This window comes from Streptomyces sp. LaPpAH-108, assembly GCF_000373625.1.
Lineage (GTDB): Bacteria > Actinomycetota > Actinomycetes > Streptomycetales > Streptomycetaceae > Streptomyces.
In genome coordinates, this window is record NZ_KB891997.1 from 1 (window position 1) to 26,177 (window position 26,177).

A 26,177-nucleotide genomic window follows, 5' to 3' on the forward strand; every position below is an offset into this window, starting at 1 on the left:
CCACCGCGATCGCCACCGTGCCGTCCGGCCCCGTCGAGGCGTAGGCACAGGCGTCCGCCGACGCGGTGCCGACCGGACACCCCACCACGGCCCAGGCCACCGCCAGCACGGCCAACACCCTTACGGCTGGCGTGACTCGGGTTCCTTCGGGTCCTTGCACGACAAGATCATGAGGCCCGTGAGCCGCCCCCACGCCCCGACTTGAGCGGAATGATCCGAAGGAGGGACATCGCCCCGGCCACGGTTTGACACGTGATCACGCCCAACGGCCCACATGCGCACACCCGTACGCTCACCCCCACCGACCTGCTCCCGCACGCTGCCCGCATCCGACACCCAACCGCACCACTTCATCCACCGCAGCCTGAGCCCCGGCCTCCGGGTTCCGTCACCCGGGCCGCAGCCCCGCAATCCTGGCCCCTGAACCCCGCCCGCCACCCAGCTTTCGCTCCCTGGCTCTGGCCCTGGCCCTGCCACCCGACCGCAGCACGTCGCCCCCGGCACCAAACCCTGGCCCCGCGTCTTGAAGCCTGTGCTCCGGCTCTGCGCCCTGTCAGCTGACGGCAGCGCCTCGCCCCCGGCTGCCCCCGCCATCCGGCCGCCGTTCCCCGGCCCCGGCACCAGCCTTGGCCGCCGAGTCTTGAAGCCTGTGCTCCGGCTCTGCGCCCTGTCAGCTGACGGCAGCGCCTCGCCCCCCGCCCCTGGCCTCTGCACCCCGCCCCTCGCCACTGGCCTCCGCACCCCGCCACCCGGCCCCCGCACTCGCCGTCACCCAACCCCGCTTCCGGGCCGGGCCATGAGCCCGGCCCCCACGCTCCGTCACCCGACCGCAGCACCTCGCCCGTCGCCCCTGGCCTCTGCACCCCGCCCCTCGCCACTGGCCTCCGCACCCCGCCACCCGGCCCCCGCACTCGCCGTCACCCAACCCCGCTTCCGGGCCGGGCCATGAGCCCGGCCCCCACGCTCCGTCACCCGACCGCAGCACCTCGGGCCCTGATCCCTGAAGCCTCGGCCGCCGCATCTCGGCTCCGGGCCGCGTCTCGGCCGCCGCTCCCCGCCCGCCGCGCTCCGTCCCCGGCACCCGCGCCCCCCGGCACCCGCGCCCCGCCCCCGGCCGCCGTATCCCGCCACCCGACCACGGCGTTTCGGCCCCGGCCCCGCGCTCCGCCCTCCTGCATCCGACCGCCGTCCCGGGGTGTCCGTCCCGTCATCCCGCGGAGCGCCCCTCACAGCCCGCCGAAAGTTTTTCGCCGTGGTGTTGAACGCCCGGGTGGCGGCCCCCGTACCCATGGCCGTGCGGCGGCGCGGCAGGCGCTCCGATAGCGATATCCAGGCGAAAAATGGGGAGTTGAGGATGAAGACCTCCTGGCGGACCGCCTCACTGATGGCCACGGCAGCCTCGGTGCTGGCGCTGACCACGGCGTGCGGTCAGGAAAACGCCACCACACCGGCGGCGCAGAACGTCGGCGCGGCGGGCGCGGCGGCCTCGCCGTCGGCCGGTGGGTACGGCGACCCGGGCGCGGGCAACGGCTACGGCGCCGACGGCAGCAACGCCTCCGCCTCCCCGACCACCGCCGCCCCGGCGGGCAAGCTGACCGTGGCCGCGGACGCCAAGCTCGGCAACGTGCTCACCGACGAGGCGGGCATGACGCTGTACCGGTTCGACAAGGACACCGCCAAGCCGCCGGAGTCCAAGTGCGAGGGCGACTGCGCCACCGCCTGGCCGCCGGTCCCCGCCGACGACGCCTCGGCCGGTGCCGGTGTCGACAAGTCGGCCCTCGGCGAGGTGACCCGCCCCGACGGCACCAAGCAGCTGACCATCGACGGCTGGCCCGCCTACCGCTTCGCCAAGGACACCCAGGCCGGTGACACCAAGGGCCAGGGCGTCGGCAAGACCTGGTTCGCGCTCGCGCCCAACGGCAAGAAGGCGTCCCTCGCGTCCCTGCCCGGGCTCTCCGTGCACAAGGACGCGAAGCTCGGCGACATCATCGTCGACAAGAACGGCCACACGGTCTACCGCTTCCTCAAGGACAAGGCGTGGCCGAAGTCCGTCTCCGCCTGCACCGGCGCGTGCCTGGAGAAGTGGCCGGCGGTCGCCCCCGTCGAGGAGAGCGACACCAAGGGCATCCTGAAGAAGGGCCTGATGCCGTTCACCCGCCCCGACGGTGTGAAGCAGATGACGGTCAACTGCTGGCCGATCTACACCTTCGCCGGTGACAAGGCCCCCGGCGACACCAACGGCCAGGGCGTGGGCGGCACTTGGTACGCCGTCTCGCCCGAGGGCAAGCCGATCGGAGCCCCCGCCGCCTAGACCGCGGCCCCGGGCGGCCCGAACTCCCCCCACCGACGCCCGTCTTCCTCCGTACCGACGGAGGGAGGCGGGCCGTCGTCATGCCCGCCGGACGTCACTCAGCGGGGTCGGGCGCGTACTTCCCGCAGGCAGTGACGGGGAACGGATGGTCAATTTCCGTTTCGGGTCGCTCCATTGGCAAGCGATCAGTAGCCTCAGCTCGAACACCGGATCGCCTGCCCCCGTCCCCTACGCCATGGAGTGATACATGGAGCGCCCCGCCTGGGCCCCCCGGAGCATCGACATCTCGGTGCCGAGCGTCTCGCGCATGTACGACTACTACCTGGGCGGTTCGCACAATTTCGAGGTCGACCGGGAAGCGGCCCGCAGCGCCATGGAGTTCATCCCGGGCCTGCCGAAGATCATGCAGGCCAACCGGGCCTTCCTGCGCAGGGCGGTGCGCTTCGCCACCGACCAGGGGCTGACCCAGTTCCTGGACATCGGCTCCGGCATCCCCACCTACGGCAACGTCCACGAGATCGCCCAGTCCGCCGTACCCGGCGCCCGTGTCGTCTACGTGGACCACGACCCGGTGGCCGTCGCGCACAGCGAGGCCGTCCTCGCGGGCAACCCGGACGCCGAGGTGGTCGCCGCGGATCTGCGCAAGCCGCAGGAGATCCTGGCCAGTTCCCCGGTACGGCGGATGCTCGACCTCGAACGGCCCGTCGCCCTGCTGCTCGTGGCCGTCCTGCACTTCGTGGAGGACACCGACGACCCGCACACCGCCCTGGCCGAGCTGCGCGCCGCGCTCGCCCCCGGCAGCCTGCTCATCCTCACCCACGCCGCCTACGAGGGCATCCCCGTGACCCCCGAGCGGGCCGAGGGCGCGGTCGACGTGTACAAGGACATCCGCAGCCCGCTGATCATGCGCTCGCGCGACGAGATCGCGCGGTTCTTCGAGGGGTACGACATGGTGGAACCCGGACTGGTCCCGATGCCCGAGTGGCGCCCGGAATCGGCACCGGAGGACGAGGACGCGTACGCGTTCTCCGGGTTCGCGGGCGTGGGGCGCAAGGCGTGAGCGCGGCGCCGGACGGGCCGGAGGGCAGACTGCGCCGTCTGACGACGATCTGGAGCCGCGCGGTGTACCCGGTCACCGCGACCTCGCTGACCCGCGCCGAGTTCGAGGAACGGCTGCTGCCGCTGGCGGCCCGGCTCAGCCGGGCCCTGCGCGCCCGCAGCTTCGACCCCGGGGAGGCCAAAGCGGTCGGCGCCGCGCTCGTCGAGGCGCACGGCACCGATCCCGAGGTCCTCACCCGCACCCTGGACTGCGTGGACGCCTACCTCGTCCTGTACTGCGGCGAGGACGGCCCGCAGGACGAACTGCGCCTGCGCTCCTCCCGGTTGCAGCACGCGATGGCCGCCGGATACGCGCAGGCGCTGCGCGACCGTACCCTGGCCGAGCAGGAGGCCGTCGCCCAGGCCGCGCTGCGCGCCCAGGGCGTGGTGGCCGAGGCGCTGCACGCCAGCGAGGCCCGCTTCCGCGCCGTCTTCGAGGGCGCCGCCATCGGCATCGGCATCGCGGACCTGGACGGCAACGTGCTCCAGGTCAACGGCGCCCTGCTGCGCATGTTCGGCCTGACCCCGTCGGCCGTGGGCGGTCTGCGGGTACGGGACTGGAAGCACCCCGAGGACGCGCCCCAGACCTGGCGGCTCTACGACGAACTGGTGCGCGGCGAGCGCGAGCACTTCCACGTCGAGAAGGCGTTCAACCGCCCCGACGGCACCGTGCTGTGGACCAACCTCACGGTCTCCCTGCTGCGCGACGCCGACGGCAGCCCGCAGTACCAGCTGGCCCTCATGGAGGACACCACCGAGCGCCGTCTGCTCCATCTCCGGCTGCGCTACGAGGCCACCCACGACGCCCTCACCGGGCTGCCCAACCGCACCCTGTTCTTCGAGCGCCTGGAGAAGGCCCTCGCGGCGGGGGAGGGCCAGCGCTTCGGGCTGTGCTACCTCGATCTCGACGGCTTCAAGGCCATCAACGACAGCCTCGGCCACGCGGCGGGCGACCGGCTCCTGGTGGAGATCGCGGACCGGCTCCAGTCCTGTACGGCCGCGCCCGGCGAGATGGTGGCCCGGCTCGGCGGCGACGAGTTCGTGGCCCTCATCACCGGGCCCGGCACCGAGCAGGGCGTGGACGAGCTGGCCGACCGGATCATGAACGCGCTGGTCACCCCGGTGAGCATCGACGGCCGCGATCTGCTGGTGCGCGGCAGCCTCGGCATCGTGGAGGGCCCGGCGGGGGAGCGTACGGCGGCCGAGGTGCTGCGCAGCGCGGACATCACGATGTACCGGGCCAAGTCGGCGGGCGGCAACCGCGCCGAACTCGCGGACCCCGAGGCCGACGCCCGCGCCATCACCCGGCACGGGCTGACCACCGCGCTGCCCACCGCCCTGGAGCGCGGCGAGTTCTTCATCGAGTACCAGCCCCTGGTGCACCTCGGCGACGGCACCGTCCGGGGCGCCGAGGCGCTGGTGCGCTGGCTGCATCCGCAGCACGGGGTGCTCGGCCCGGACCGCTTCATCCCGCTCGCCGAGCACACCGGGCTGATCGTGCCGCTCGGCCGCTGGGTCCTGGAGGAGTCCGTACGGCAGGCCCGCGCCTGGCAGGAGGCCGACGGCGACCAGGGCCGTCCCCTGCGCATCAACGTCAACCTCTCGCCCTGCCAGCTCACCCACCCCGGCCTGGTCCAGGACACCGTCGACATCCTGGAGCGCACCGGGGTCACCCCGGACGCGCTCTGTCTGGAGGTCACCGAGTCCGCCCTGATCGGCGCCGACGACGGCCTCCTCAAACCCCTGCGCCGCCTGGCGGAGATGGGCGTCGACATAGCCCTGGACGACTTCGGCACCGGCTACTCCAACCTCGCCAACCTCCGCCGCCTCCCGGTGAGCATCCTCAAGCTGGATCGTTCCTTCACCCGGGGCATGCAGCAGTTCCCCGCCGACCCGGTCGACCTCAAGATCGTCGAAGGCATAGTCTCCCTGGCCCACAGCCTCGACCTGGCCGTCACGGTGGAGGGCGTGGAAACCAGCGCCCAGGCCGAACAACTCCGCCTCCTGGGCTGCGACACGGCCCAGGGCTGGTACTACGCAAGACCGGGCCCCCCGGAGAACCTGCACACCCTGCACATGGCGAACGCGACGAGCTGAGGGGAGTGGCGCCCCCTGTGGGGGCTGAGACAGGCGGCTCCGCCGCTGCCTCAGCCCCCACACAGGGGCGCGGGGGAACTGCGCGACAAGCCACGACGAACCCGCACCCGCGCGACGGAGGCACAAGGCAGACGAAAAGGCGCCGCAGGCGAACCTCACCGCTCCAAGAGCATCCGCTGCAACTCCCGAGCCCCCCGAGGCGGAGCCACATCACTCCGATGAGCCAGAGCAATGGTCCGCTGCAACCCGGGCCGAGCCAATGGCGTCACCCGAAGCCCCCGCCCCGCCCGAGTGGCAACCATCCGAGGCACGACGGCAACCCCGAGCCCCGCCCGCACAAACCCCAGCACCGCATCCATCTCACCCCCCTCAACAGCAAACTCCGGCTCAAACCCAGCGGAGCGACACGCCGCGACGGTCAGCTCCCGCAAGTCGTACCCGTGCCGGAACATCACCAGCCGTTCGTCCGCGAGGTCGGCGATCTCCACCGTCCGCCGCCCCCGCCCGGGCGCCGGTTCCTCCGGTGAGGAGACCACCACCAGGTCCTCCCGCAGCAGCTCCACCGTGGTCAGCGCGGGCGCGGGCGCCGGGAGGGGCAGCACGATCAGCGCGAGGTCGAGCGCGCCGCGCGCCAGCTCCCGCACCAGGTCGCGCGAGCCGCCCTCCTCGATGAGCAGCTGGATGCCGGGATAGCGGTCGTGGAAGGCGCGCAGCACGTCCGGGAGCAGCCCGGTGCAGAGACTGGGGGTGGCGCCGAGCCGTACCCGGCCGCGCCGCAGCTGCACCAGCTCCTGCACCTCCTGCCGGGCGGTGTCCGCGTCCGCGAGGATGCGCCGGGCCAGCGGCAGCAGGGCCTCGCCCGCGTCGGTCAGCGCGATGTTGCCGCGCGCCCGGACGAACAGGTCGGCGCCCAGCTCGCGCTCCAGCGCGCGGATCTGCTGGGACAGCGAGGGCTGGGCGACATGGACCCGCTCGGCGGCCCGGGTGAAGTGCCGGGTCTCGGCGACGGCCACGAAGTACTGGAGCTGCTGGAACTGCACCCCTTCAGCATAGCCACAGCCTATGGAGATCAGCTCAACCATGTCTTGGACCGATCGGTGTCCCCGGCTCTAGCGTCCTGTCCATGGCTCTGGCAACGCGGACGGACCGTCGTCCGTCCATGGCGCGCGCGATGTGGGACAGCTCCGTCGGCAAGAAGACAGTGATGGCCGTCAGCGGGCTGATCATGCTGCTCTACCTGATCGTGCACATGATCGGAAACCTGAAGATCTACTTCGGGGCCGCCGAGTTCAACCACTACGCCCACTGGCTGCGCACCGTCGGCGAACCCTTCATGCACTACGAGTGGACGCTCTGGCTCGTCCGGATCGTCCTGGTCGTCGCCGTGGTCGCCCACGCGACCTCCGCCTACCAGCTCAGCCGCCGCGACATCAAGGCGCGTCCCGTCAAGTACGTGCACAAGAAGGCGCGTTCGAGCTATGCCACCCGCACCATGCGCTGGGGCGGCATCATCCTCGGCCTCTTCATCGTCTGGCACATCCTGGACCTGACCACCGGCACCGTGCACTCCGGCGGCTTCCAGGAGGGCCACCCGTACCAGAACGTGGTGGACACCTTCTCCACCTGGTACGGCAACGTCATCTACATCGTCGCGATGCTCGCGCTCGGCCTGCACATCCGGCACGGCTTCTGGAGCGCCGCCCAGACCCTGGGCGCCGGGAGCCGTACCCGCGACCGGGTCCTGAAGACCGTCGCGAACGTCCTCGCACTGCTGCTCACGGCCGGGTTCATCGCCGTACCCGTGGGTGTCATGACCGGAGTGGTGAGCTGACCATGACGTACACCGACTACGCGACCGGCGCCCCGGTCGCCGACGCCAAGGCCCCCACCGGGCCGATCCAGGAGCGCTGGGACACCCGCCGCTTCGAGGCCAAGCTCGTCAACCCGGCCAACCGGCGCAAGCACACCGTCATCGTCGTCGGCACCGGCCTCGCGGGCGGCTCCGCCGGGGCCACACTCGCCGAACAGGGCTACCACGTCGTCCAGTTCTGCTACCAGGACTCCCCGCGCCGCGCCCACTCCATCGCCGCGCAGGGCGGCATCAACGCCGCGAAGAACTACCGCAACGACGGCGACTCCGTGCACCGGCTCTTCTACGACACCGTCAAGGGCGGCGACTTCCGCGCCCGCGAGTCCAACGTGCACCGCCTCGCGCAGATCTCGGTCGAGATCATCGACCAGTGCGTGGCCCAGGGCGTGCCCTTCGCCCGCGAGTACGGCGGCCTGCTCGACACCCGCTCCTTCGGCGGCGTCCAGGTCTCCCGCACCTTCTACGCCCGAGGACAGACAGGGCAGCAGCTCCTCCTCGGCGCCTACCAGGCGCTGTCCCGGCAGATCGCCGCCGGAAACGTGGAGCTGCACCCGCGCACCGAGATGCTGGACCTGATCGTGGTCGACGGCCGGGCGCGCGGCATCGTGGCCCGCGATCTGATCACCGGGAAGATCGACACCTACTTCGCGGACGCGGTGGTGCTGGCCAGCGGCGGCTACGGCAACGTCTTCTATCTGTCGACCAACGCCATGAACTCCAACGCGACCGCGATCTGGCGGGCGCACCGGCGCGGCGCGTACTTCGCCAACCCCTGCTTCACCCAGATCCACCCCACCTGCATCCCGCGCACCGGCGACCACCAGTCCAAGCTGACCCTGATGAGCGAGTCGCTGCGCAACGACGGCCGGATCTGGGTGCCGAAGGCCGAGGGCGACACCCGGCCGCCGAACGAGATCCCCGAGGACGAGCGCGACTACTACCTGGAGCGCATCTACCCGTCCTTCGGCAACCTGGTGCCCCGCGACATCGCCTCCCGTGCCGCCAAGAACGTCTGCGACGAGGGCAGGGGAGTGGGCCCCGGCGGCCAGGGCGTCTACCTGGACTTCGCCGACGCGATCCGGCGCATGGGCCGGGGGGCCGTAGAGGCCAAGTACGGCAACCTCTTCGACATGTACCAGCGGATCACCGACGAGGATCCGTACGAGGTGCCGATGCGGATCTACCCCGCCGTGCACTACACGATGGGCGGACTGTGGGTCGACTACGACCTCCAGACCACGATCCCGGGCCTGTTCGCCATTGGTGAGGCCAACTTCTCCGACCACGGCGCCAACCGGCTCGGCGCCTCCGCGCTGATGCAGGGCCTGGCCGACGGCTACTTCGTCCTGCCCGCCACCATCAACGACTACCTGGCCCGCAACCCGCGCCAGGGCGAGGTCACCGACGAACACCCCGCCGTCCAGGAGGTGCTGGCCGAGACCGAGGACCGCGTCAACCTGCTCCTGGCGGTGGACGGCGACCGCACCCCCGACTCCTTCCACCGTGAACTCGGCGAACTGATGTGGGAGTTCTGCGGCATGGCCCGCACGGACGCCGGGCTGCGCAAGGCGCTGGAGGAAATCCCGCGCATCCGCGAGGAGTTCTGGCGCCGGATCAAGGTCCCCGGCACCGGCGAGGAGTTCAACCAGTCGCTGGAGAAGGCCAATCGCATCGTCGACTACCTGGAACTGGCCGAGCTGATGTGCCTGGACGCGCTGCACCGCGCCGAGTCCTGCGGCGGCCACTTCCGCGAGGAGTCCCAGACCCCGGACGGCGAAGCCGCCCGCCGGGACGAGGAGTTCGGCTACGCGGCGGCCTGGGAGTTCACCGCCACCGGCGAGGCGCCCGTCCTGCACAAGGAAGACCTGGTCTTCGAGTACGTCCACCCCACCCAGCGGAGCTACGCATGAGGCTCACCCTGCGCGTCTGGCGGCAGCGCGATGCCGCCGCCGAAGGCGCGATGTCCACCTACGAGGTGGACGGCATCTCGCCCGACATGTCCTTCCTGGAGATGCTGGACCAGCTCAACGAGCGGCTCATCCTGGAGGGCGAGGACCCCGTCGCCTTCGACCACGACTGCCGCGAGGGCATCTGCGGCGCGTGCAGCCTCGTCATCAACGGCGACGCGCACGGCCCGGAGCGCACCACCACCTGCCAGCTCCACATGCGGTCCTTCCGCGACGGCGACACCATCGACGTCGAGCCGTGGCGGGCCGCCGCCTTCCCGGTGATCAAGGACCTGGTGGTGGACCGCTCGGCCTTCGACCGGATCATCCAGGCCGGTGGCTACATCACCGCCCCCACCGGCGCCGCGCCCGAGGCCCACGCCACGCCCGTGCCCAAGCCGGACGCCGACCTCGCCTTCGAGCACGCCGAGTGCATCGGCTGCGGCGCCTGCGTGGCGGCCTGTCCCAACGGCGCGGCGATGCTGTTCACCTCCGCCAAGGTCAACCACCTCAACGTGCTCCCGCAGGGCGCACCCGAACGCGAGACCCGCGTCCTGGACATGGTCACGCAGATGGACGACGAGGGCTTCGGCGGCTGCACCCTCGCGGGCGAGTGCGCCACCGCCTGCCCCAAGGGCATCCCGCTGGTCTCGATCACCCGCATGAACAAGGAGTGGCTGCGCGCCACCCGCAAGGCACGGCGCTAGCCCCCCAAGGCACGGCGCGGGCCGCCGTCACACACGTTCGCCGACAGCGCGGACACGCCAGACGGGGCCGGGAATGGTGCTCATCCCGGCCCCGTCTGGCGTGTCCGCGGGAGGGCCGACCCTCAGCTGTCGCCCTTGCGGCCGTGCCGGTCCTGGGACAGGTCGCTGCCGGCTACGGAGCGGTCGTCCTCCGAGATGTTCTTGTCGTCCAGCAGCTGGCCGGCCTCGGAGGCGACCCGCTTGCTGGTGTGGTGGCCGCGTTCGGCGTCGGACAGGGCACTGGCGGCTACGGAGCGCTCTTCCGGCGTGGCGTTCGGGTCGGCCATGATGCGTGCGGCCTCTGATGCGTCCATCTTGCCCGTCATGATCGCTCACCTTCTGTGTCGGGGAGCGTCGTGTCCGCACCCCTCGGTCAGCGGCCGTGCACCCACTGCGGGGGCTCAGGCACGGCCACTTCCATGCTACCGACATTCATCAGATATGCCGACAAATCAGGCATCTTGGGCCTCGCGCAGCGACAGCTGGCGGCCCAGATGGTCGGCGGTCGGGGTGCCGCCCTTGCGGGCGACCTCCTCGGGACGGCCCTCGGCGACGATCCGGCCGCCGTCGTCACCTGCGCCGGGGCCGAGGTCGACGACCCAGTCCGCGGCGGCGACCGTGCGCAGGTCGTGCTCCACCACGACGACCGTGTTCCCGGCGTCCACCAGCCGCTGGAGCTGCCCGACGAGCAGATCGATGTCCGCGGGGTGCAGCCCGCTGGTCGGCTCGTCCAGGAGGTAGAGGCTGTGCCCGCGCGGGGCCCGGTGCAGCTCGCTCACCAGCTTGATGCGCTGGGCCTCTCCGCCGGACAGCGTCGTGGCGCTCTGGCCCAGCGACAGATACCCGAGACCGATGTCGGAGAGCAACTGGAGGATACGGGCGGCGGGTTGGACGTCGCGCAGGAACTCCAGGGCCTCCTCCACGCTCATCGCCAGCACGTCCGCGATGGTCTTGTCGCGGTAACGCACCATCAGCGTCCCGGGGTTGTAGCGCGCGCCCTCGCAGACCGGGCACGGCGAGGTCTCCGTGGGCAGGAAGAGCAGTTCGATGCTGACCACCCCGTCGCCCAGGCAGTGCGGACAGCGCCCCTGCGCCACGTTGAAGGAGAACCGGCTCGCGGTGTACCCGAGTTCACGGGCGGCGGGCTGGGCCGCGAACAGCTTGCGGACACTGTCGAACAGGCCCGTGTAGGTGGCCAGATTGGAACGCGGGGTACGCCCGATCGGCTTCTGGTCCACGACCACCAGCCGGTCGACACGCTCAAGTCCCTCGGCGGAGCGCACCGTCACCCGGTCCTCCGCCAGCGCCCACGGCGGCACCCCGTCCTCCTCCTCGTCGGCGGTCTCCACCGAGGCGGGGTTGCGGGCGACGTCCTGCGCGCTCTCGTCGGCGTGCAGCTGGTCGCGCACCGTGTCCGCGAGGGCGCGTCGTACGAGGGTCGACTTCCCGGAGCCGGAGACACCGGTGACCGCCGTCAGCGTGCCGAGCGGGAAACTCGCGTCCAGGTCACGGAGGTTGTGGCCGGTGACCCCGGACAGGCGCAACCAGCCGTCCGGTCGGCGGGGCTTCTCCGGGCCGGGCACCGGGGGCGCGCTCGCGGAGAGATAGCGGGCGGTCACCGACTCCTCCGCCCGGTCGAGCTGCCCGGCCGGACCGTCGTAGAGGACCCGCCCGCCGTGGCGGCCCGCGCCCGGGCCCATGTCCACGATCCAGTCGGCCGACGCGAGCACCTGCGCGTTGTGCTCCACCACGAAGACGCTGTTCCCGGCTCCCCTGAGCCGTCGCAGGGCGGTCAGCAGCAGCTCCGTGTCGGCGGCGTGCAGGCCCGCCGAGGGCTCGTCCAGGACGTACAGCACCCCGAACAGGCCGCTGCGCAGCTGCGTGGCCATGTGCAGGCGCTGGAGTTCGCCGCTGGAGAGGGTGGAGGTCGCGCGGCCCGTGGCGAGGTAGCCCAGGCCCAGGTCCATCAGCGTGCCCAGCTGCTCCTGGAGGCCGGAGATCAGGGCGTGCGCGGCCTGGCGCCGCTCGGCGGGCAGCGCCAGCGTGTCGGGGTGGTCGCGCGCGGTCTCCAGGAAGGCCGAGAGCTGGTTCAGGGGCATCGAGGTGGCGACCGAGATGTCCTGCCCGGCGACGGTCACCGCCAGCGCCTCCGGGTTGAGCCGCTTGCCGTGGCAGGTCGGGCAGACCTCCTCGGTCATGAACGAGGCCGCCTTCGCCCGCAGATGCGCCGCCTTGGAGGTCGCGAAGGTGTGCAGGACCCAGCGGCGCGGGCTCATGTAGGTGCCCTGGTAGGAGCGGGCGACCCGGTGTGCGTCGCGGACCGGGTGCACCGTGACCGTCGGCTGCTCGTCGGTGGTCAGCAGCCACTCGCGGCGGGCGGCGGGCAGCGTACGGAACGGTACGTCGATGTCGACGCCCAGCTCCGCGAGGATGTCCCGGTAGTTCTTGCCCTGCCAGGCGCCCGGCCACGCGGCGACGGCGCCCTCCCGGATGCTCAGGGAGTCGTCGCCGACCAGCTTGCTCTCGTCCACGGTGTGCAGGCGCCCCAGGCCGGAACAGGTGCGGCACGCGCCCACCGCCGTGTTCGGCGAGAAGCTGTCCGAGTCCAGCGGCGCGGCGTCCCGGGGGAAGGTCCCCGCCAGGTCCTCGGGGGTCTGCCCGGCCGGGTACGTACCGGCGCGGGAGTACAGCATGCGCAGGACGTTGGAGACCCGGCTCACCGTGCCCACCGTCGAGCGGGTGCTGCCGCCGCTGTGCTGCTGGCGGAGCGCGACGGCCGGGGGCAGCCCGGTGATCTCGCCGACCCTCGGCGCCGAACCCTGGTCGATCAGCCTGCGGGCGTACGGCGCGACGGACTCAAGGTAGCGCTGCTGGGCCTCGGCGTAGATGGTCGCGAACGCCAGCGACGACTTGCCCGACCCCGACACCCCGGTGAAGGCCACCACCCGGTCGCGGGGCACGTCCACGTCGACGTGGCGCAGATTGTGCTCGGTGGCACCCCGGACCCTGATGAGTCCGTTGTGCCCGGCGCCTGGGAGTCCGTCGGGCGACGGTCCGCCGTGTGCCGATGCGGACGTCGGTCGGGTCCGTGGTGCCATGGTCACCAACCTAGCCCGCCCCGCTGGGCGGAAAGTGATCGGGTGGAGGCGGCCAGGGGGAGGCCCCGCCGCCCGGGCGCGGGCTGCGGGGCCTCCAGGAGAATCCTGCGCGTGGCGGGCCGCGCCGTCAGGCGTGCGGCGGGTTGTCGCGGTGCTGGGAGCCGAACTGGTCCTTCAGCCGGTCCTGCGCGGAGTCCACCTGGGACTGGTGCTTGTTGCCGGTCCGCTGGTCGATGTAGTCCCCGCCCTTGTCGATGCCCTTGTCGGCCATGTCCTCATGGCCCTTGAGCATTCCCTTGATCTTGTCCATGAAGGACATGGCAGCCCTCCTCGTCGTTTGAGGCTTCCACTCCCAGGGTCACCGTCCCGGGCCGCCCTCGCATCTTGAGAACCGGTCCGCACGCCCCCGGCTAGGGTGGACGCGTGGCACAGACCAGCAGCGCGCGCCCTGTGGCCGTCTTCGATCTCGACAACACGCTGGCCGCGACGGCCCACCGCCAGCACTTCCTGGAGCGGCGCCCGCGCGACTGGGACGGCTTCTTCGCCGCCGCGCCCGGCGACCCGCCGCTCGCCGAGGGCATCGAGCTGGTGCACCGGTCGGCCCGCGACTGCGAGATCGTCTATCTGACCGGTCGGCCCGAGCGCTGCCGGGCGGACACGGTCGACTGGCTCGCCGCCCACGGCCTGCCCGAGGGCACCGTGCACCTGCGGCGCGACGGCGACCGCAGACCCGCCCGGGTCACCAAGCTGGAGATCCTGCGCCGACTCGCCCGGGACAGGACCGTACGCGTCCTCGTGGACGACGACGAACTGGTCTGCGACGACGCCGAGCGCGCCGGATTCACCGTGCTGCGGGCCCGCTGGGCCGAGCGTTCGGCCGCTCTGGAGGCGGCCCAGGAACGCGAGGGACGTACCTGAGGACGCGGCGGTCCTCGGCTCAGCTCGTCTCCTCCAGGCGGAAGCCGACCTTCATGCACACCTGGTAGTCCTCGATGCGCCCGTTGTCCAGCCGGCCGCGTACCTGGGTGACCTCGAACCAGTCCAGGTTGCGCAGGGTCTGGTCGGCGCGGGCGATGCCGTTGCGGATGGCCTGGTCGACGCTCTCGTGGGAGGTGCCGACGATCTCGGTGACCCGGTAGGTGTGGTTCGACATGCGCGGGTGCTCCTCTCCGCCGTGAGGCCGTGGGGACGCGCCTCACGTCCGGCGCGACCGGTCCGTCACGCCGTATCCACCGTGCCGTATCCGTGCCCGGCGCGCGAGGTGTCGCCCGCCGGGCACGGAAGGGGGGTACGGGCCCGTACGGGACCGCCGCCCGGGTCCGTCAGCGGGCCACGCTGAGCGACAGCGCGAAGCGGCCCTTGCCGTCCGTCCACCAGTGGGTCAGCTCCAGGCGCGCGGCGGCCAGCTCCGCGGTGACGCCCTCGGGGCGGAACTTGGCCGAGACCTCGGTGCGCAGGTCCTCACCGGCCGCGAAGTCCACGACCATGTTGACCCCGGGCAGCTTGACGGTCTGCGCGGTGCGCGAGCGCAGCCGCATCTCGATCCACTCGTGCTCGGGGTTCCACACGGCGACGTGGTCGAAGGCGTCGAGGTCGAAGTCGGCGCCCAGTTCCCGGTCGAGCACGGCCAGCACGTTCTTGTTGAACGCCGCCGTGATCCCGGCGACGTCGTCGTAGGCGAGCCGCAGCACGCGCTCGTCCTTGACCAGGTCGGTGCCGAGCAGCAGGGCGTCGCCGGGGGCGAGCAGGCCGCGCACGGCGGCCAGGAACTCCGCCCGTTCCTCGGGGAGCAGGTTGCCGATCGTGCCGCCGAGGAAGGCGACCAGGCGGGGGCCTGGGGTGTCCGGCAGCTCCAGCGGGGCGGTGAAGTCCGCGATCAGCGCGTGCACCGCGAGACCGGGCCGCTCCGCGGCGAGCGCCTGTCCGGCCCCGAGGAGCGCGGACTCGCTCACGTCGACCGGCACGTACGCCTCCAGGGAGGTGAGCGCGTCGATCAGATGCCGGGTCTTCTCCGAGGAGCCGGAGCCGAGTTCGACCAGCGTCCGCGCACCGCTCGCGGCCGCGATCTCCCCGGAGCGGTCGCGCAGGATCTCCCGCTCGGCGCGGGTCGGGTAGTACTCGGGCAAGTCGGTGATCTGCTCGAAGAGTTCGCTGCCGCGCGTGTCGTAGAACCATTTCGGCGGCAGCGACTTGGGGGTGCGGGTCAGGCCGTCCAGGACGTCGGCGCGCAGCGCGGCGCCGGTGGCGTCCTCGGGGAGGGTGCGGGTGACGTGCAGGCTCACGAACAGGACTCCTTCGGTGCGGTGGGGGAGGACATGGGGTTCCCGGCCGGAGCGAGTTGCACTCCGGCGGCCCGGCTCGCGATGAGCACGGTGCGGTCGGGGACTTCCCGCCAGTGGGGGGCGTCGTCGTACGGTTCGGAGGCGACGGTCACCGAGTCGCCGGGTCCGGCGCGGTACCAGAGGCTGTCGCCCCAGGCGGTGGCCGCGATCGTGGTGCCGTCGGTCAGCAGCAGGTTCAGCCGGGAGGCGGGGGCGGCCTCCGCGACCTGGCGAACCGTTTCGCCGAGGGCGGCTCCCGGCTCGGCGCCCCCGCGCAGCCGGTGCAGCACCAGCGCCCAGACGAACGCCGAGTCGGTGCGCGCCTCCAGCGACAGCAGGTCCACCGGGGGCAGCGTCGGCACCAGCGGGGCGGCCGAGTCGGGCCAGCCCGGCACCGCGCCGTTGTGGCTGAACAGCCACCGCCCGGCCGCGAACGGCGCCGCCGCGGCCTCGCCGTCCGCGCCCGCCAGGGTCGCGTCCCGCACGGCCGCAAGGACCGCCCCCGCGCGGATCACCCGCGCGAGGTCGGCGAAGGACGGGTCGGCCCAGAGGGGCCCGGAGCGCCGGTAACGGGCCGGGACCGGATCGTCCGCCGGGTACCAGCCCACCCCGAAACCGTCGGCGTTCACCGTCCCGTTGCGCTGCCGCCGGGGAGCCCACGCCTGCCGGTACAGACTGTGCGCGGGCTCCACCAGCAGCGCCCCGAGCGGCAACTCAGGCCCCAGGTAGGCAAGATGACGGCACATCAGGCGGACTCCGCGTCGCGGGCGGTGCGGAACCCGGAGAAGATCTGCCGCCGGATCGGATAGTCCCAGTTGCGGAACGTGCCCCGGCAGGCCACCTGGCCCACGGCGAACGAACCGCCGCGCAGCACCTTGTACTCGGGACCGAAGAACACCTCCGAGTACTCCTTGTACGGGAACACCGTGAACCCCGGGTACGGCAGGAAGTCGCTCGCCGTCCACTCCCACACGTCACCGATCAACTGCCGCACGCCGTACGGCGATTCACCGGCCGGATAGCTTCCGGCGGGCGCGGGCCGCAGATGGCGCTGGCCCAGGTTGGCGTGCCCGGCCGTCGGATCGGCGTCGCCCCAGGGAAAGCGCCGGGAGCGGCCGGTCGCCGGGTCGTGCCGGGCCGCCTTCTCCCACTCGGCCTCGGTGGGCAGCCGCCGCCCGGCCCAGCGGGCGTACGCGTCCGCCTCGTACCAGGACACGTGCAGCACCGGCTCCTCCGGCGGCACCGGCTCGGTGACACCGAAGCGGCGCCGGAGCCACTGCCCGCCGTCCCGGTGCCAGTACAGCGGGGCTTCGATCGAGTGCTGCCGGATGTGCGCCCAGCCCTCCGGGCTCCACCAGCGCTCGGTGTCGTACCCGCCGTCCTCGATGAACGCCTGGTACGCGTCGTTCGTCACCGGGGTGGTGTCGATCCAGTAGGAGTCCACCTCGCGCACGTGCGCCGGGCGTTCGTTGTCCAGCGCCCACGGCTCGGTGGAGGTCCCCATGGTGAACGGGCCGCCGGGGACCAGGACTTCGGCCGGACCGGTGAAAGGCGGCGCCGGGTCGGGGTCGGGGGCGGTCAGCGCCTGGGGACCGGTGCGGAGCTGATGGGTGATCAGCATGGTCTCGTCGTGCTGCTGTTCGTGCTGCGCGATCATCCCGAAGGCGAAGCCCGACTCGGTCAGCCGGTCGCCCTCGAAGTCCGCGCCCTCCAGCAGATCGAGGACCCGGCCGCGCACCTCGGCCGCGTACGCGCGCGCTTCCTCGGGGGCCAGCAGCGGCAGCGAGGGACGCTCGGAGCGCGGGTGCTCGAAGGCGTCGTACAGACCGTCGATCTCCGGCCGCATCGCCTCCCGGCCGCCGACCGCCCGCAGCAGCCACAGCTCCTCCTGGTTGCCGATGTGGGCGAGGTCCCACACCAGCGGGGACATCAGCGGCGAGACCTGGGCGGTCAGGTCGGGGTCCTCGACACAGCTGGTCAGCAGCGTGGTGCGGGTGCGGGCGGTGACCAGCGAGGCGAGCGCGCGGGCGCGCAGCGTCTCGGGGCCCGCCGCGGGCGTCCCGGTCTCCTGGGCGGTCATGTGCGCGTGTCCTTCCTCCCGTGGGCCGGGCGGCCGACGCCGCCCGAGCCGTCCAGCAGGTCGTCGGCCGGGCAGCGGCCCCGGGCGACATAGCGGTCCAGGTACCCGGCGACGGCGGCCACGACCTCGGGCTCGGCGCCGAGCCGGGGCAGCGCCCGCAGCGCCGCCGTGAAGCAGGCGACGGCCGCCTCGCACAGCCCGGGATCGGCGAGGCCGAGCCGGGCCGCGTCCGCCCACAGCGGGTTGTGCGGCGCGGGCAGGTCGTGCGCGCGTTCGGTCAGCGGCTTCACGGCCCGGTGCGCCGCCTCGGCGGCCTCCGCGTCGTCGAAGAGCGCCGCCGTCACCGCGAGCGGCACGATCCAGCCGTCGTCCCCGGGCTGCGCGTCGATCATCCGCAGCTCCAGATGACCGCGCGGTCTGACCGGCGGGAACAGGGTGGTCAGGTGGTAGTCGAGGTCCGCCCGGGTGGGCGGACGCGGGGCCCGCGAGCGGGTCCACTCGCGGAAGGTCAGGTCCTCGGGCACCTCCCAGGGGCCTTCGTCCCGGCGGACGCACATGACGGGGGAGTCCAGCACGTGCCGGGCCCAGTCGGCGCGCGGTTCGCCGTCGGTCGCCGGGGCACCGGCGCGGCCGGGCCCGATCTGCGCCCAGTACGACTGCCGGACCGACCGGCGCCCGGTCGGACGCCCGTCGACCAGCGGGGAGTTGGCGAACGCGGCGACCAGGACCGGGCCGAGCCGGTGCGCCAGCCACCAGCGCTGCTCGTGGCCCAGCGGGCCCGGATCCTCGTACCCCGCGTCCACGCAGACCTGCACGGACGCCGAGGCGCGCATCATGTGCCGCCCGGCCGGGCCGGTGCGGTCCAGACACGCCTCCATGGCGTCGTAGCGTGCCTCGCGCAGGAAGCGGGGCGGGGTGTGCCAGGGGTGATGACCCATGCCGACCAGTGCGAGACCGTCGTCGGCGAGGACCGCGCGGACGGTGTCCAGATCGGCGGATACGGTGCCGACACACTCCATGAGTGAGCCGGCGGGCGGCGAACTCAGCTCCAGCTGGCCGCCGGGCTCGACGGTGAGCGCCGAGCGCAGAGGGACGGGACGCAGGGTGGCGTAGAGGGCTTCGAGGCGTTCGGACGGGACCGGGTGGCGGGGGCGGCGCGGGTCCATGACCAGCCACTCCACCTCCACCCCGAGAGTGCGGGGCGGACCGGTCTTGAAGCAGATGCCCCGGATCAGGGCGTCGACCTCGGCTTCGGTGATCGCGGTGCGGTGATCCGTACAGTCACCGCAGTCGCTCAGCGAGTCAGACATGTCGGGATTCTCCTGTTGGGATTCCACCATGCCGCCTGCCCGGCCTCCGGTGTGCCGGGCGGGCCTCGTCCCACCCAAGACCCTCGGACCGAATCGCACAAGGGTGCCCTACGGGACGTTCGGGATCGGTCATCTCCGCTTCCTCGCGCGTTTCCTCCCGTCCGGTTTCTCGGGCCGCGGGGCCCCGGAAACTCCGTTGCGCCGCGAGAACAGCATCGCCCAGGATGACCGTATGAGCACGACGGGGGAGGCCGCGCGGGCGGCGTTCAGGGCGCTTACGGGGGTGGCGCCGTGAGCGCCCGCCTGCGCGCGGTGGCGACGGAGACCGAGCGGATCGTCGCCGAGGGGGCGTACGCGCTGCCGGACGGCCGGAAGGTGCCGCTCGCGGACCTGATCGAGGCCGCCCGCACCGGTACGCGGCTGCACGGCCCCGAGCCGGTCGAGGTGCCGTCACGGGCGGCGCGGACCGCCACGTTCTTCGAGGTCACGGGCGAGAGCAGCCTGGCAGCGGCCCGTCGGCTGACCGGTGCGGGAGCCTCGGTGGCCGTCCTCAACTTCGCCTCCGCCCGCAATCCCGGCGGCGGCTATCTGGGCGGCGCCCAGGCCCAGGAGGAGGCCCTGTGCCGCGCCTCGGCGCTGTACACCTGTCTGCTCCGGGCCCCCGGCTATTACGAGCACCACCGGGCGGAGCGTGACCCCTTCTACTCCGACCGGGTGATCCACAGCCCGGCGGTGCCGGTCTTCCGCGACGACCGGGCCCGGCTGCTGGCCGAGCCGTACACGGCCGGTTTCCTCACCTCGCCCGCCCCGAACGCGGGCGTGATCCGCCGCCGGACCCCCGAGCGGACCGGCGAGATCCCGGGCGCCCTCGCGCGGCGGGCCGAGCGGGCCCTGGAGACCGCCGCCGCCCACGGCTACCGGCACCTGGTGCTCGGCGCGTGGGGCTGCGGGGTCTTCCAGAACGACCCGGACCAGGTGGCCCACGCTTTCCGGACCCTGCTCGTGTCCGGCGGCCGGTTCACCGGGACCTTCGACCACGTGGTCTTCGGCGTCCTGGACCGCACGGCCGGGGCGACGGTGCGGAACGCCTTCGCGCGGGTCTTCGCCGCCGAGACGCGCCCCGCACCGTCACCGGTGGCGGCTCAGGTCCAGCCGTAGCGCTCGTAGAGCCGCTGGCGGACCAGGTTGAACCGCATCCGGTCCAGCGCGCACGCCTCGCGGCGCATCCCGTTCTCGTGCAGCCGCAGCACCCGGTCGACGGCCACCCAGGAGTCACGGTCCGAGCGGTCCCAGGGGCCCTGGCCTATCGCCACCCAGTCGCGGTGGTTGTCGCGCCGCTTGCTGGAGAGCTGCACGGCGAGGACCGTGCCGCCCACCTCGCGCGCGACGACCAGCACGGGGCGGTCCTTGCCCCGGCCGTCGTTCTCCTCGAACGGCACCCAGGTCCAGACGATCTCGCCGGGATCGGGATCGCCGTCATGGGCGGGGGAGTACTCGGTACGCACCGGGCCGATCTCGCGCGGGTCGGCCTCGGTGGTGGCGTGGGGGCCGTGACGGCCGGGGACGTTGTCATCGATGAACGTGCTCACGCCCCGCACCCTAGCCGAACTGCAACAACGCGCAGGGCGGCGGCCGTTCACGCCCACTGAGGGCTACGGCCGCCGCCCGCCGGTCAGTTGTCCCCCTGGCTGTCTCCCTGGTGGTCCCGGTCCACCGGAACCCGCGTCGCCGTCACCCCGTTCACCGAGGGTGAACCGGCGCCCGGCTCCTGGCTCTTGTGGTCCATCGCGGACAGCAGCTGACGGGCGAGCCCCAGACCCGTGCCGCCCATGGTGAGGGCCTTGGCGAACAACTCGCCCATGCCGTCGGCGCCGTTGAGCAGCACCATGTGGTCGACGTTGCCGAACGCGTCCGCGCCCGCGCGCACGATCTCCGGCCAGTTCTCGGCGAGTTGCTGGGCGACGACCGCCTCCTGGTTCTCGGCCAGGGCGGCGGCGCGGGCCTTGATGGCCTCCGCCTCCGCGAGACCCCTGGCCCGGGCGGACTCGGCCTCCGCGAGACCCTTCGCCTGCGCGGCGGCGGCCTCCGCCTCACCGGTCGCGCGCGTGGCCGACGCGGTGGCCGCGCCCCGGCTCTTGGTGGCCTCGGCCTCGGCCCCGGCGGCGGTCTTGACCCGGGTCGCCTCGGCGGCAGCCGCCAGTTCCGTCTCCTTCGCCTTGGCCTGGGCGGCCGAGATCCGCGCGTCGCGCTCGGCCTCGGCCAGCGTCCGCTTCTCGTACGCCGTGGCATCGGCCGGTTTGCGCACGTCCGCCTGGAGCTGCTGCTCGCGCCGGTTCGCCTCCAGCTCCGCGACCCGGGTCTCCTGGACCACGACCTCCTGCCGCGCCGCCGCGTCCGCGAGCGGCCCGGCCTGCCGTGCCTTCGCCGCCGCCTTGTCCCGCTCGGCCTGGTAACCGGCCTGCAGGATCTCGCTGTCCCGGGTGGCCTCGGCCATCCGCGCGTACGACTGCTGCTCGGCCTCGGTGGCCAGCCGGTTGGCCTCCGCCTGCGCGATCCGCGCGTCCCGCTGCACGGCCGCCGCGTGCGGCATCGCCAGGTTCTGGATGTACCCGGTCGGGTCCTCGATCTCGTGGATCTGGAGCGAGTCCACGATCAGACCCAGCTTCTCCATCTCCGTCCCGCAGGCGGCCCGCGTCTGGCCGGTCAGCTTCTCCCGGTCGCGGATCATCTCCTCCACCGTCAACCCGCCCACGATGGACCGGAGATGACCGGCGAAGACGTTGTGCACCCGCTCCGACATCAGCTTCTGCTGGTCCAGGAAACGCCGGGCCGCGTTGGCGACCGACACATAGTCGTCGCCCACCTTGAAGATGACCACGCCCCGCACCTTGAGCGGAATGCCCTGCTGGGTCACGCAGTCCACGTGCAACTCGGTCTCGTTCAGGTCCAGCGAGAGCTTGCGCACCGCCTGCACCCCGGGCAGCACGAGCGTGCCGCGCCCCGTGACGATGCGGAAGCCCATCCCCTCCTCGACACCCTCGGTGCGGTGCCTGGACCCGGAGATGATGAGGGCTTCGTTGGGTTCCGCCACCCGCCACATCATCTTGAACACACCGATCAGTACGAGGACGGCGGCAACCGCCGCCCCCGCAACGACGCCGACGATCATCGGCAAACGCCCCCTTGACATGGTGCCCTTGACGGCACCGGACGAAGGGAGTGTGCACCTGCGCGGGGGCCGGGAGAAGACCCCGGCCGAGCCTTGCCGCAATCTTGACGAACAGGGCTCTCACCTGCGGCGGGGCGCGCTCAACCGTCGTACGCGGGCGTGACGTAGACCGTGCGCGGCGGCAGGTGTTCGACCACCATGACGACCGTGCCGGGCTCGATGCGGACGCCGTTGTCTGCCGCGTACGCGAGGAAGTGCTCGGCGCCGCCGCGCACCCGGACGATCACCTCGCCGACCAGCCCCGGGCCGACCGTCCCCGTGACCCGCCCCATCAGCCCGACCATCGACGCATCGCCCATGCGCACAGGGTAAGCGCGGAGAGCCGCGCTCCGGCCCGGGCCGTCGGGTCGCCTACCGGTCCAACAGGCGCCGCAGCCAGTCGAACCGGGCCGCGCGGGCCGCGCACGACAGCGCGGTCTGCGGCGCGAGGCCGTCGAAGCCGTGGAAACCGCCCGGCCAGACGTGGAGTTCGGCCACTCCGCCGCAGCCCCAGATACGGGAGGCGTAGGCCACCACCTCGTCCCGGAAGGTCTCCGCGGAGCCCACGTCGAGGAACGCCGGGGGCAGTCCGGCGAGGTCGCTCGCGCGGGCGGGGGCGGCGTACGGCGGGACGTCCGGGCCGCCCCGGCGCTCGCCGAGCAGCGCCGACCAGCCGGTCTCGTTGGCGGAGCGGTCCCAGACGTCGACGCCCGCCATCTGATGGCTCGAGCCGGTGTCGTTGCGGTCGTCCAGCATCGGGTACATCAGCAACTGGCCGAGCACGGACGGGCCTTGGCGGTCGCGGAGCAGCAGCGCGAGCGCGGCGGTGAGACCGCCGCCCGCGCTGGCGCCCGCGAGGACGATCCGGTCCGGGTCGCCGCCCAGGTCCTCGGCGTGCCGCGCGGTCCACAGGAACCCGGCGTACACGTCCTCCACCGGCGCGGGGTAGGGGTGTTCGGGCGCGAGCCGGTACTCCACGGAGACCACCACCGCGCCGCCGAGGTCGCGGGCCCAGTGCAGCGGGGCGTCCACCCCGGCCCGGTTGGTGCCGAGGACCATGCCGCCGCCGTGCACGTGGTAGATCACCGGCAGCCGGGCGCCGGGCCCCGCGTCGGCGGGGCGGCAGATCAGCAGGGAGATCTCCGGCGCCCCCGCGGGCCCGGGCACCGTGCGGTCTTCCGCCGTGAAGGCGCCGCCGAGTGTGACGTCCATCAGCTCAGGGGGCAGCGCCTCGACGGTCTCCCGCGCGGCGGCGATCCCGTCCGGGGTGAGGGGCGGGGCGTCCTTGAACGGTTCGAGCGCGGGGGCGAGTTCCGGGTCGAACGGGGGCGGCTCCGGACGCATGGGGTCTCCTCAGGCTCGCGCGACGGGATGGGGCTCCGTCTGCCCATGGTCCGCCGTTTCGCGCCTGCCGGACGAGTCGGGGGCGATGCGGACCTCGGGGGCGGTCCCGGGGGCGGCTCGGGTACGGCTCCGGACAGCGCGAAAGGGGCCAGAGCCTTCGCGGCTCCGGCCCCCTACGGGACCGCTGTGGCTCAGGCGGCCAGGATCTCGCCCGCGCTGCCGTGCAGACGCGTGACGACCTCGGTCAGCTGGGCGGCGACCTCGGCGTCGTCGACCGGGTGGGTCTCGGCGAAGCGGGTCACGGAGCCGGGGATCGAGAGCTTGATGTCCTCGATGACCTTGCCACCGGCGATGCCCACGGCCTTGCGGGCATCGTCCTGGGCCCACACGCCGCCGTACTGGCCGAAGGCGGTGCCGATGACGGCGACGGGCTTGCCGGTGAAGGCGCCGGCGCCGTACGGGCGGGACAGCCAGTCGATGGCGTTCTTCAGGACGGCCGGGATGGTGCCGTTGTACTCGGGGGCGAAGAGCAGGAACGCGTCGGCGGCCTGGGCGGCCTCGCGCAGCTTGGCGGCGGCGGCCGGGACCTGGCCCTCGACGTCCAGGTCCTCGTTGTAGAACGGGACGTCGGCGAGGCCCTCGAAGATGTCGACCTCGGCGCCCTCGGGGGCGAGCTTGGCGGCGGCCTCGGCGAGCTGGCGGTTGTGCGAACCGGCGCGGAGGCTGCCGACGAGCGCGAGGATGCGTACGGACATGGAAGTACTCCAAGGGGGTGGCTGAAACACGCTTGAAACGATCCGGACCGAGGTCCGTTTAAGTTTCTACCACCCTAACCGGACCAGGGTCCAGTTTTGTTCCCCATGCTTTACGCTGTCTTCATGTCCAGCGCTCTGCCGCCCTGTCCGCAGCCCGAGGAGCCCGTCGACGAGCCCCAGTTGCTGACGGTGGGCCCCGCCCCGGCCGCCGACGAGCCGTGCCTGCGCGCCGACGCGGCCCGCAACCGGGCGCGGCTGCTGGAAGCCGCCTCCCGCCTGATCGCGGAGCACGGAGCGGCCGGGGTGACCATGGAGGCGGTGGCGGCGGCGGCCAAGGTCGGCAAGGGCACCGTGTTCCGCCGCTTCGGCGACCGCACCGGACTGCTGACCGCGCTGCTCGACCACTCCGCGCGCACCCTCCAGGAGGACTTCCTCGCCGGGCCGCCCCCGCTCGGCCCCGGCGCACCGCCCCGGGAGCGGCTGCGCGCCTTCGGCGTGGCCGTCCTCTACCGCGCGGCCGAACAGCTGGACCTGCAACTGGCGGCCCAGCCGGACCCGGGCCGCCGCTACCAGCACCCCTCCGCGCAGGCGCTGCGCACCCACGTCACGATGCTGCTGCGCAGGCTCGCCCCCGACGCCGACTGCGAACTGCTCGCCCAGCCGCTGCTCGCTTATCTCGACCCCGCCCTGATCCACCATCTGACCCGCCAGTGCGGGATGCCGATGGAACGGCTGGAGGCGGGCTGGCTGGACCTGGTGGACAGGGTGACGGGGCAGCGCGGCTGAACACGAGTTCCAGCCCCGCACTCCCGTGTGCCCAGGGACTCCTCACCCCTCCGCCCCCGTGAACATCGCCGTCAGCAACTGCGCGGAGTCCTCACGGAACAGGAGCCGTCCCTGCTGCGCGGAGTCGGTCGCGGAGGCTTCCGCGCGCCGGAACATCTCCGTCTCGTAGGTCGCGAGGGCGGTCTCCGGGGCGCCGGGGTGGGCGGCCAGAGCGAGGCCCAGTTCGGCGCCGTCCAGGAGAGCGAGGTTGGCGCCCTCGCCCGCGAACGGGGACATCAGATGGGCGGCGTCGCCGAGCAGGGTGACCCCGGGGACGCGGTCCCAGCGCAGGCCGACGGGCAGGGCGTGTATCCGGCGTGGCACCAGCGCGCCCTCCGCGTCCCGGACCAGCGCCTTCAGGGTGTCGTCCCAGCCGTCGAACTCCTTGAGCACCGCGATCTTGGCCGCCTCGGGGTCCGTGAAGTCGATGCCGTCGAGCCAGTCCTCCGGGGCTTCGACGGCGGTGTAGACATGCAGCCCGCCGTCCGTCTCGCGGTGCGCGAGGAAGCCCCGCCCGGCGCCCAGCGCGAACAGCATCCCGGCGCCGATCACCCCGGCGCTCACCGGATGCCGCTCGTCCGCCTCGGGCAGATCGGTCTCGACGAACGAGATGCCGGTGTACGCGGGCACCGCGTCCGTGACCAGCGGGCGTATCCGGGACCAGGCGCCGTCCGCGCCGACCAGCAGATCGGTGGTGAAGACACCGCCGTCCGCGAGCGTGACCTCGTGCCGTCCGTCGCCGAGCGGCCGGGCCCCGGTCACCTTCGCGCCCCAGCGGATCGTGCCCTGCGGCAGCGAGCCGAGCAGCAGCTCGCGCAGGTCGCCCCGGTCGATCTCGGGACGGCCGCCCGCGCCGTCGTCCGGCGCGTCGTGGTGCACGACGGCGTGCCGGTCCAGGACGCGGGTCGCCTCGCCGCCCCGGTGGACGCGGGCGCGGAACGCCTCGTACAGACCGGCCGCGCGCAGCGCCCGCTGGCCGGAGTCCTCGTGGATGTCGAGCATCCCGCCCTGGGTGCGCGCCTCGGGCGAGGCGTCGAGGTCGAACAGGGCGGCCTCGATGCCCCGGGTGTGCAGTACCCGCGCGAGCGTGAGCCCGCCGAGCCCGGCGCCGACGACGGCGATCGGGTGGTGGGGTACGGGAGCGGATGCGGTCATGGCGGCCTCCTGG

Annotated in this window: 24 protein-coding genes; 9 read left to right on the forward strand and 15 right to left on the reverse strand. The window is 72.8% G+C overall.

Annotated elements, in window-relative coordinates:
* Positions 1–1,354: 1,354 nt before the first annotated feature.
* The 3 genes from B079_RS0124620 to B079_RS0124630 all read left to right on the forward strand — a co-directional run bounded on the left by B079_RS0124620 (position 1,355) and on the right by B079_RS0124630 (position 5,506).
* A complete protein-coding gene (locus B079_RS0124620) occupies positions 1,355–2,311 on the forward strand; it encodes an SCO0930 family lipoprotein (protein ID WP_018548511.1) in 957 nt (318 codons plus the stop codon).
* A gap of 247 nt (positions 2,312–2,558) precedes the next feature.
* Complete coding sequence (locus tag B079_RS0124625) at positions 2,559–3,371, forward strand: SAM-dependent methyltransferase (protein ID WP_026249047.1); 813 nt, start codon at positions 2,559–2,561, stop codon at positions 3,369–3,371.
* Complete coding sequence (locus B079_RS0124630) at positions 3,368–5,506, forward strand: putative bifunctional diguanylate cyclase/phosphodiesterase (protein ID WP_026249048.1); 2,139 nt, start codon at positions 3,368–3,370, stop codon at positions 5,504–5,506. Before B079_RS0124625 ends, B079_RS0124630 begins: the two co-directional genes overlap by 4 nt.
* A gap of 155 nt (positions 5,507–5,661) precedes the next feature.
* Here the strand turns inward: B079_RS0124630 and B079_RS0124635 are convergent, their stop codons facing one another.
* Positions 5,662–6,546: a LysR family transcriptional regulator gene (locus B079_RS0124635; RefSeq protein WP_026249049.1), complete on the reverse strand. Its 885-nt coding sequence runs from the start codon at positions 6,544–6,546 to the stop codon at positions 5,662–5,664.
* Between the two features lie 119 nt (positions 6,547–6,665).
* Between B079_RS0124635 and B079_RS0124640 the strand changes: the two genes are divergently transcribed.
* The 3 genes from B079_RS0124640 to B079_RS0124650 are packed head-to-tail and all read left to right on the forward strand — an operon-like array spanning position 6,666 to position 10,029.
* Positions 6,666–7,337 carry a succinate dehydrogenase gene (locus tag B079_RS0124640; protein ID WP_018548515.1) on the forward strand — a complete coding sequence of 224 codons (672 nt, stop codon included), beginning with the start codon at positions 6,666–6,668 and terminating at the stop codon, positions 7,335–7,337.
* Positions 7,338–7,339: 2 nt separating this feature from the next.
* Positions 7,340–9,286 (forward strand): fumarate reductase/succinate dehydrogenase flavoprotein subunit, encoded by a 1,947-nt coding sequence (locus B079_RS0124645; protein ID WP_018548516.1) that lies wholly within the window; start codon positions 7,340–7,342, stop codon positions 9,284–9,286.
* Positions 9,283–10,029, forward strand: coding sequence for a succinate dehydrogenase/fumarate reductase iron-sulfur subunit (locus tag B079_RS0124650; protein ID WP_018548517.1), 747 nt, complete (start codon positions 9,283–9,285; stop codon positions 10,027–10,029). The genes B079_RS0124645 and B079_RS0124650 overlap by 4 nt, the downstream gene beginning before the upstream one ends.
* Before the next feature lie 122 nt (positions 10,030–10,151).
* On the opposite strand, the gene B079_RS0124655 is transcribed toward B079_RS0124650, so the two are convergent.
* The 3 genes from B079_RS0124655 to B079_RS0124665 form a co-directional block, all read right to left on the reverse strand.
* Positions 10,152–10,394: a hypothetical protein gene (locus tag B079_RS0124655; protein WP_018548518.1), complete on the reverse strand. Its 243-nt coding sequence runs from the start codon at positions 10,392–10,394 to the stop codon at positions 10,152–10,154.
* 126 nt (positions 10,395–10,520) lie between these two features.
* Positions 10,521–13,166 (reverse strand): excinuclease ABC subunit UvrA, encoded by a 2,646-nt coding sequence (locus tag B079_RS0124660; RefSeq protein WP_037801956.1) that lies wholly within the window; start codon positions 13,164–13,166, stop codon positions 10,521–10,523.
* 127 nt (positions 13,167–13,293) lie between these two features.
* On the reverse strand, positions 13,294–13,485 hold the full coding sequence (locus tag B079_RS0124665) for an antitoxin (RefSeq protein WP_018548520.1): 192 nt from the start codon (positions 13,483–13,485) through the stop codon (positions 13,294–13,296).
* A gap of 104 nt (positions 13,486–13,589) precedes the next feature.
* Between B079_RS0124665 and B079_RS0124670 the strand changes: the two genes are divergently transcribed.
* Positions 13,590–14,084, forward strand: coding sequence for a nucleotidase (locus tag B079_RS0124670; RefSeq protein WP_026249051.1), 495 nt, complete (start codon positions 13,590–13,592; stop codon positions 14,082–14,084).
* Between the two features lie 19 nt (positions 14,085–14,103).
* Here B079_RS0124670 and B079_RS0124675 read toward each other — a convergent pair whose 3' ends face one another.
* The 5 genes from B079_RS0124675 to egtA form a co-directional block, all read right to left on the reverse strand.
* A complete protein-coding gene (locus B079_RS0124675) occupies positions 14,104–14,319 on the reverse strand; it encodes a dodecin (RefSeq protein ID WP_018548522.1) in 216 nt (71 codons plus the stop codon).
* A 169-nt stretch (positions 14,320–14,488) separates the two neighbouring features.
* Positions 14,489–15,448 carry an L-histidine N(alpha)-methyltransferase gene (gene egtD / locus B079_RS0124680; RefSeq protein WP_018548523.1) on the reverse strand — a complete coding sequence of 320 codons (960 nt, stop codon included), beginning with the start codon at positions 15,446–15,448 and terminating at the stop codon, positions 14,489–14,491.
* Positions 15,445–16,233, reverse strand: a complete 789-nt coding sequence (gene egtC / locus B079_RS0124685; protein WP_018548524.1) for an ergothioneine biosynthesis protein EgtC — start codon at positions 16,231–16,233, stop codon at positions 15,445–15,447. The genes egtD and egtC overlap by 4 nt, the downstream gene beginning before the upstream one ends.
* Positions 16,233–17,567 (reverse strand): ergothioneine biosynthesis protein EgtB, encoded by a 1,335-nt coding sequence (gene egtB / locus B079_RS0124690; protein WP_018548525.1) that lies wholly within the window; start codon positions 17,565–17,567, stop codon positions 16,233–16,235. The genes egtC and egtB overlap by 1 nt, the downstream gene beginning before the upstream one ends.
* On the reverse strand, positions 17,564–18,877 hold the full coding sequence (egtA, locus tag B079_RS0124695; RefSeq protein WP_018548526.1) for an ergothioneine biosynthesis glutamate--cysteine ligase EgtA: 1,314 nt from the start codon (positions 18,875–18,877) through the stop codon (positions 17,564–17,566). The genes egtB and egtA overlap by 4 nt, the downstream gene beginning before the upstream one ends.
* A gap of 291 nt (positions 18,878–19,168) precedes the next feature.
* Here egtA and B079_RS0124705 point away from each other — a divergent pair, with 291 nt between their 5' ends.
* The gene (locus B079_RS0124705; protein ID WP_018548528.1) at positions 19,169–20,035 is read left to right on the forward strand and encodes a TIGR02452 family protein; all 867 of its coding nucleotides are present in this window, start codon (positions 19,169–19,171) and stop codon (positions 20,033–20,035) included.
* Here the strand turns inward: B079_RS0124705 and B079_RS0124710 are convergent.
* The 5 genes from B079_RS0124710 to B079_RS0124730 all read right to left on the reverse strand — a co-directional run bounded on the left by B079_RS0124710 (position 20,020) and on the right by B079_RS0124730 (position 24,184).
* Positions 20,020–20,466 (reverse strand): type II toxin-antitoxin system PemK/MazF family toxin, encoded by a 447-nt coding sequence (locus B079_RS0124710; protein ID WP_018548529.1) that lies wholly within the window; start codon positions 20,464–20,466, stop codon positions 20,020–20,022. The genes B079_RS0124705 and B079_RS0124710 overlap by 16 nt on opposite strands.
* Positions 20,467–20,549: 83 nt before the next feature.
* Positions 20,550–22,046, reverse strand: coding sequence for an SPFH domain-containing protein (locus B079_RS0124715; protein ID WP_018548530.1), 1,497 nt, complete (start codon positions 22,044–22,046; stop codon positions 20,550–20,552).
* Between the two features lie 140 nt (positions 22,047–22,186).
* Positions 22,187–22,405 (reverse strand): hypothetical protein, encoded by a 219-nt coding sequence (locus B079_RS0124720; RefSeq protein WP_018548531.1) that lies wholly within the window; start codon positions 22,403–22,405, stop codon positions 22,187–22,189.
* Between the two features lie 52 nt (positions 22,406–22,457).
* Positions 22,458–23,429 carry an alpha/beta hydrolase gene (locus B079_RS0124725; protein ID WP_018548532.1) on the reverse strand — a complete coding sequence of 324 codons (972 nt, stop codon included), beginning with the start codon at positions 23,427–23,429 and terminating at the stop codon, positions 22,458–22,460.
* Between the two features lie 191 nt (positions 23,430–23,620).
* Positions 23,621–24,184: an NAD(P)H-dependent oxidoreductase gene (locus B079_RS0124730; RefSeq protein ID WP_018548533.1), complete on the reverse strand. Its 564-nt coding sequence runs from the start codon at positions 24,182–24,184 to the stop codon at positions 23,621–23,623.
* 105 nt (positions 24,185–24,289) lie between these two features.
* Between B079_RS0124730 and B079_RS0124735 the strand changes: the two genes are divergently transcribed.
* Positions 24,290–24,970, forward strand: a complete 681-nt coding sequence (locus B079_RS0124735) for a TetR/AcrR family transcriptional regulator (protein ID WP_018548534.1) — start codon at positions 24,290–24,292, stop codon at positions 24,968–24,970.
* A gap of 42 nt (positions 24,971–25,012) precedes the next feature.
* On the opposite strand, the gene B079_RS0124740 is transcribed toward B079_RS0124735, so the two are convergent.
* Positions 25,013–26,164 (reverse strand): FAD-dependent oxidoreductase, encoded by a 1,152-nt coding sequence (locus B079_RS0124740; protein ID WP_018548535.1) that lies wholly within the window; start codon positions 26,162–26,164, stop codon positions 25,013–25,015.
* Between the last annotated feature and the right edge of the window lie 13 nt (positions 26,165–26,177).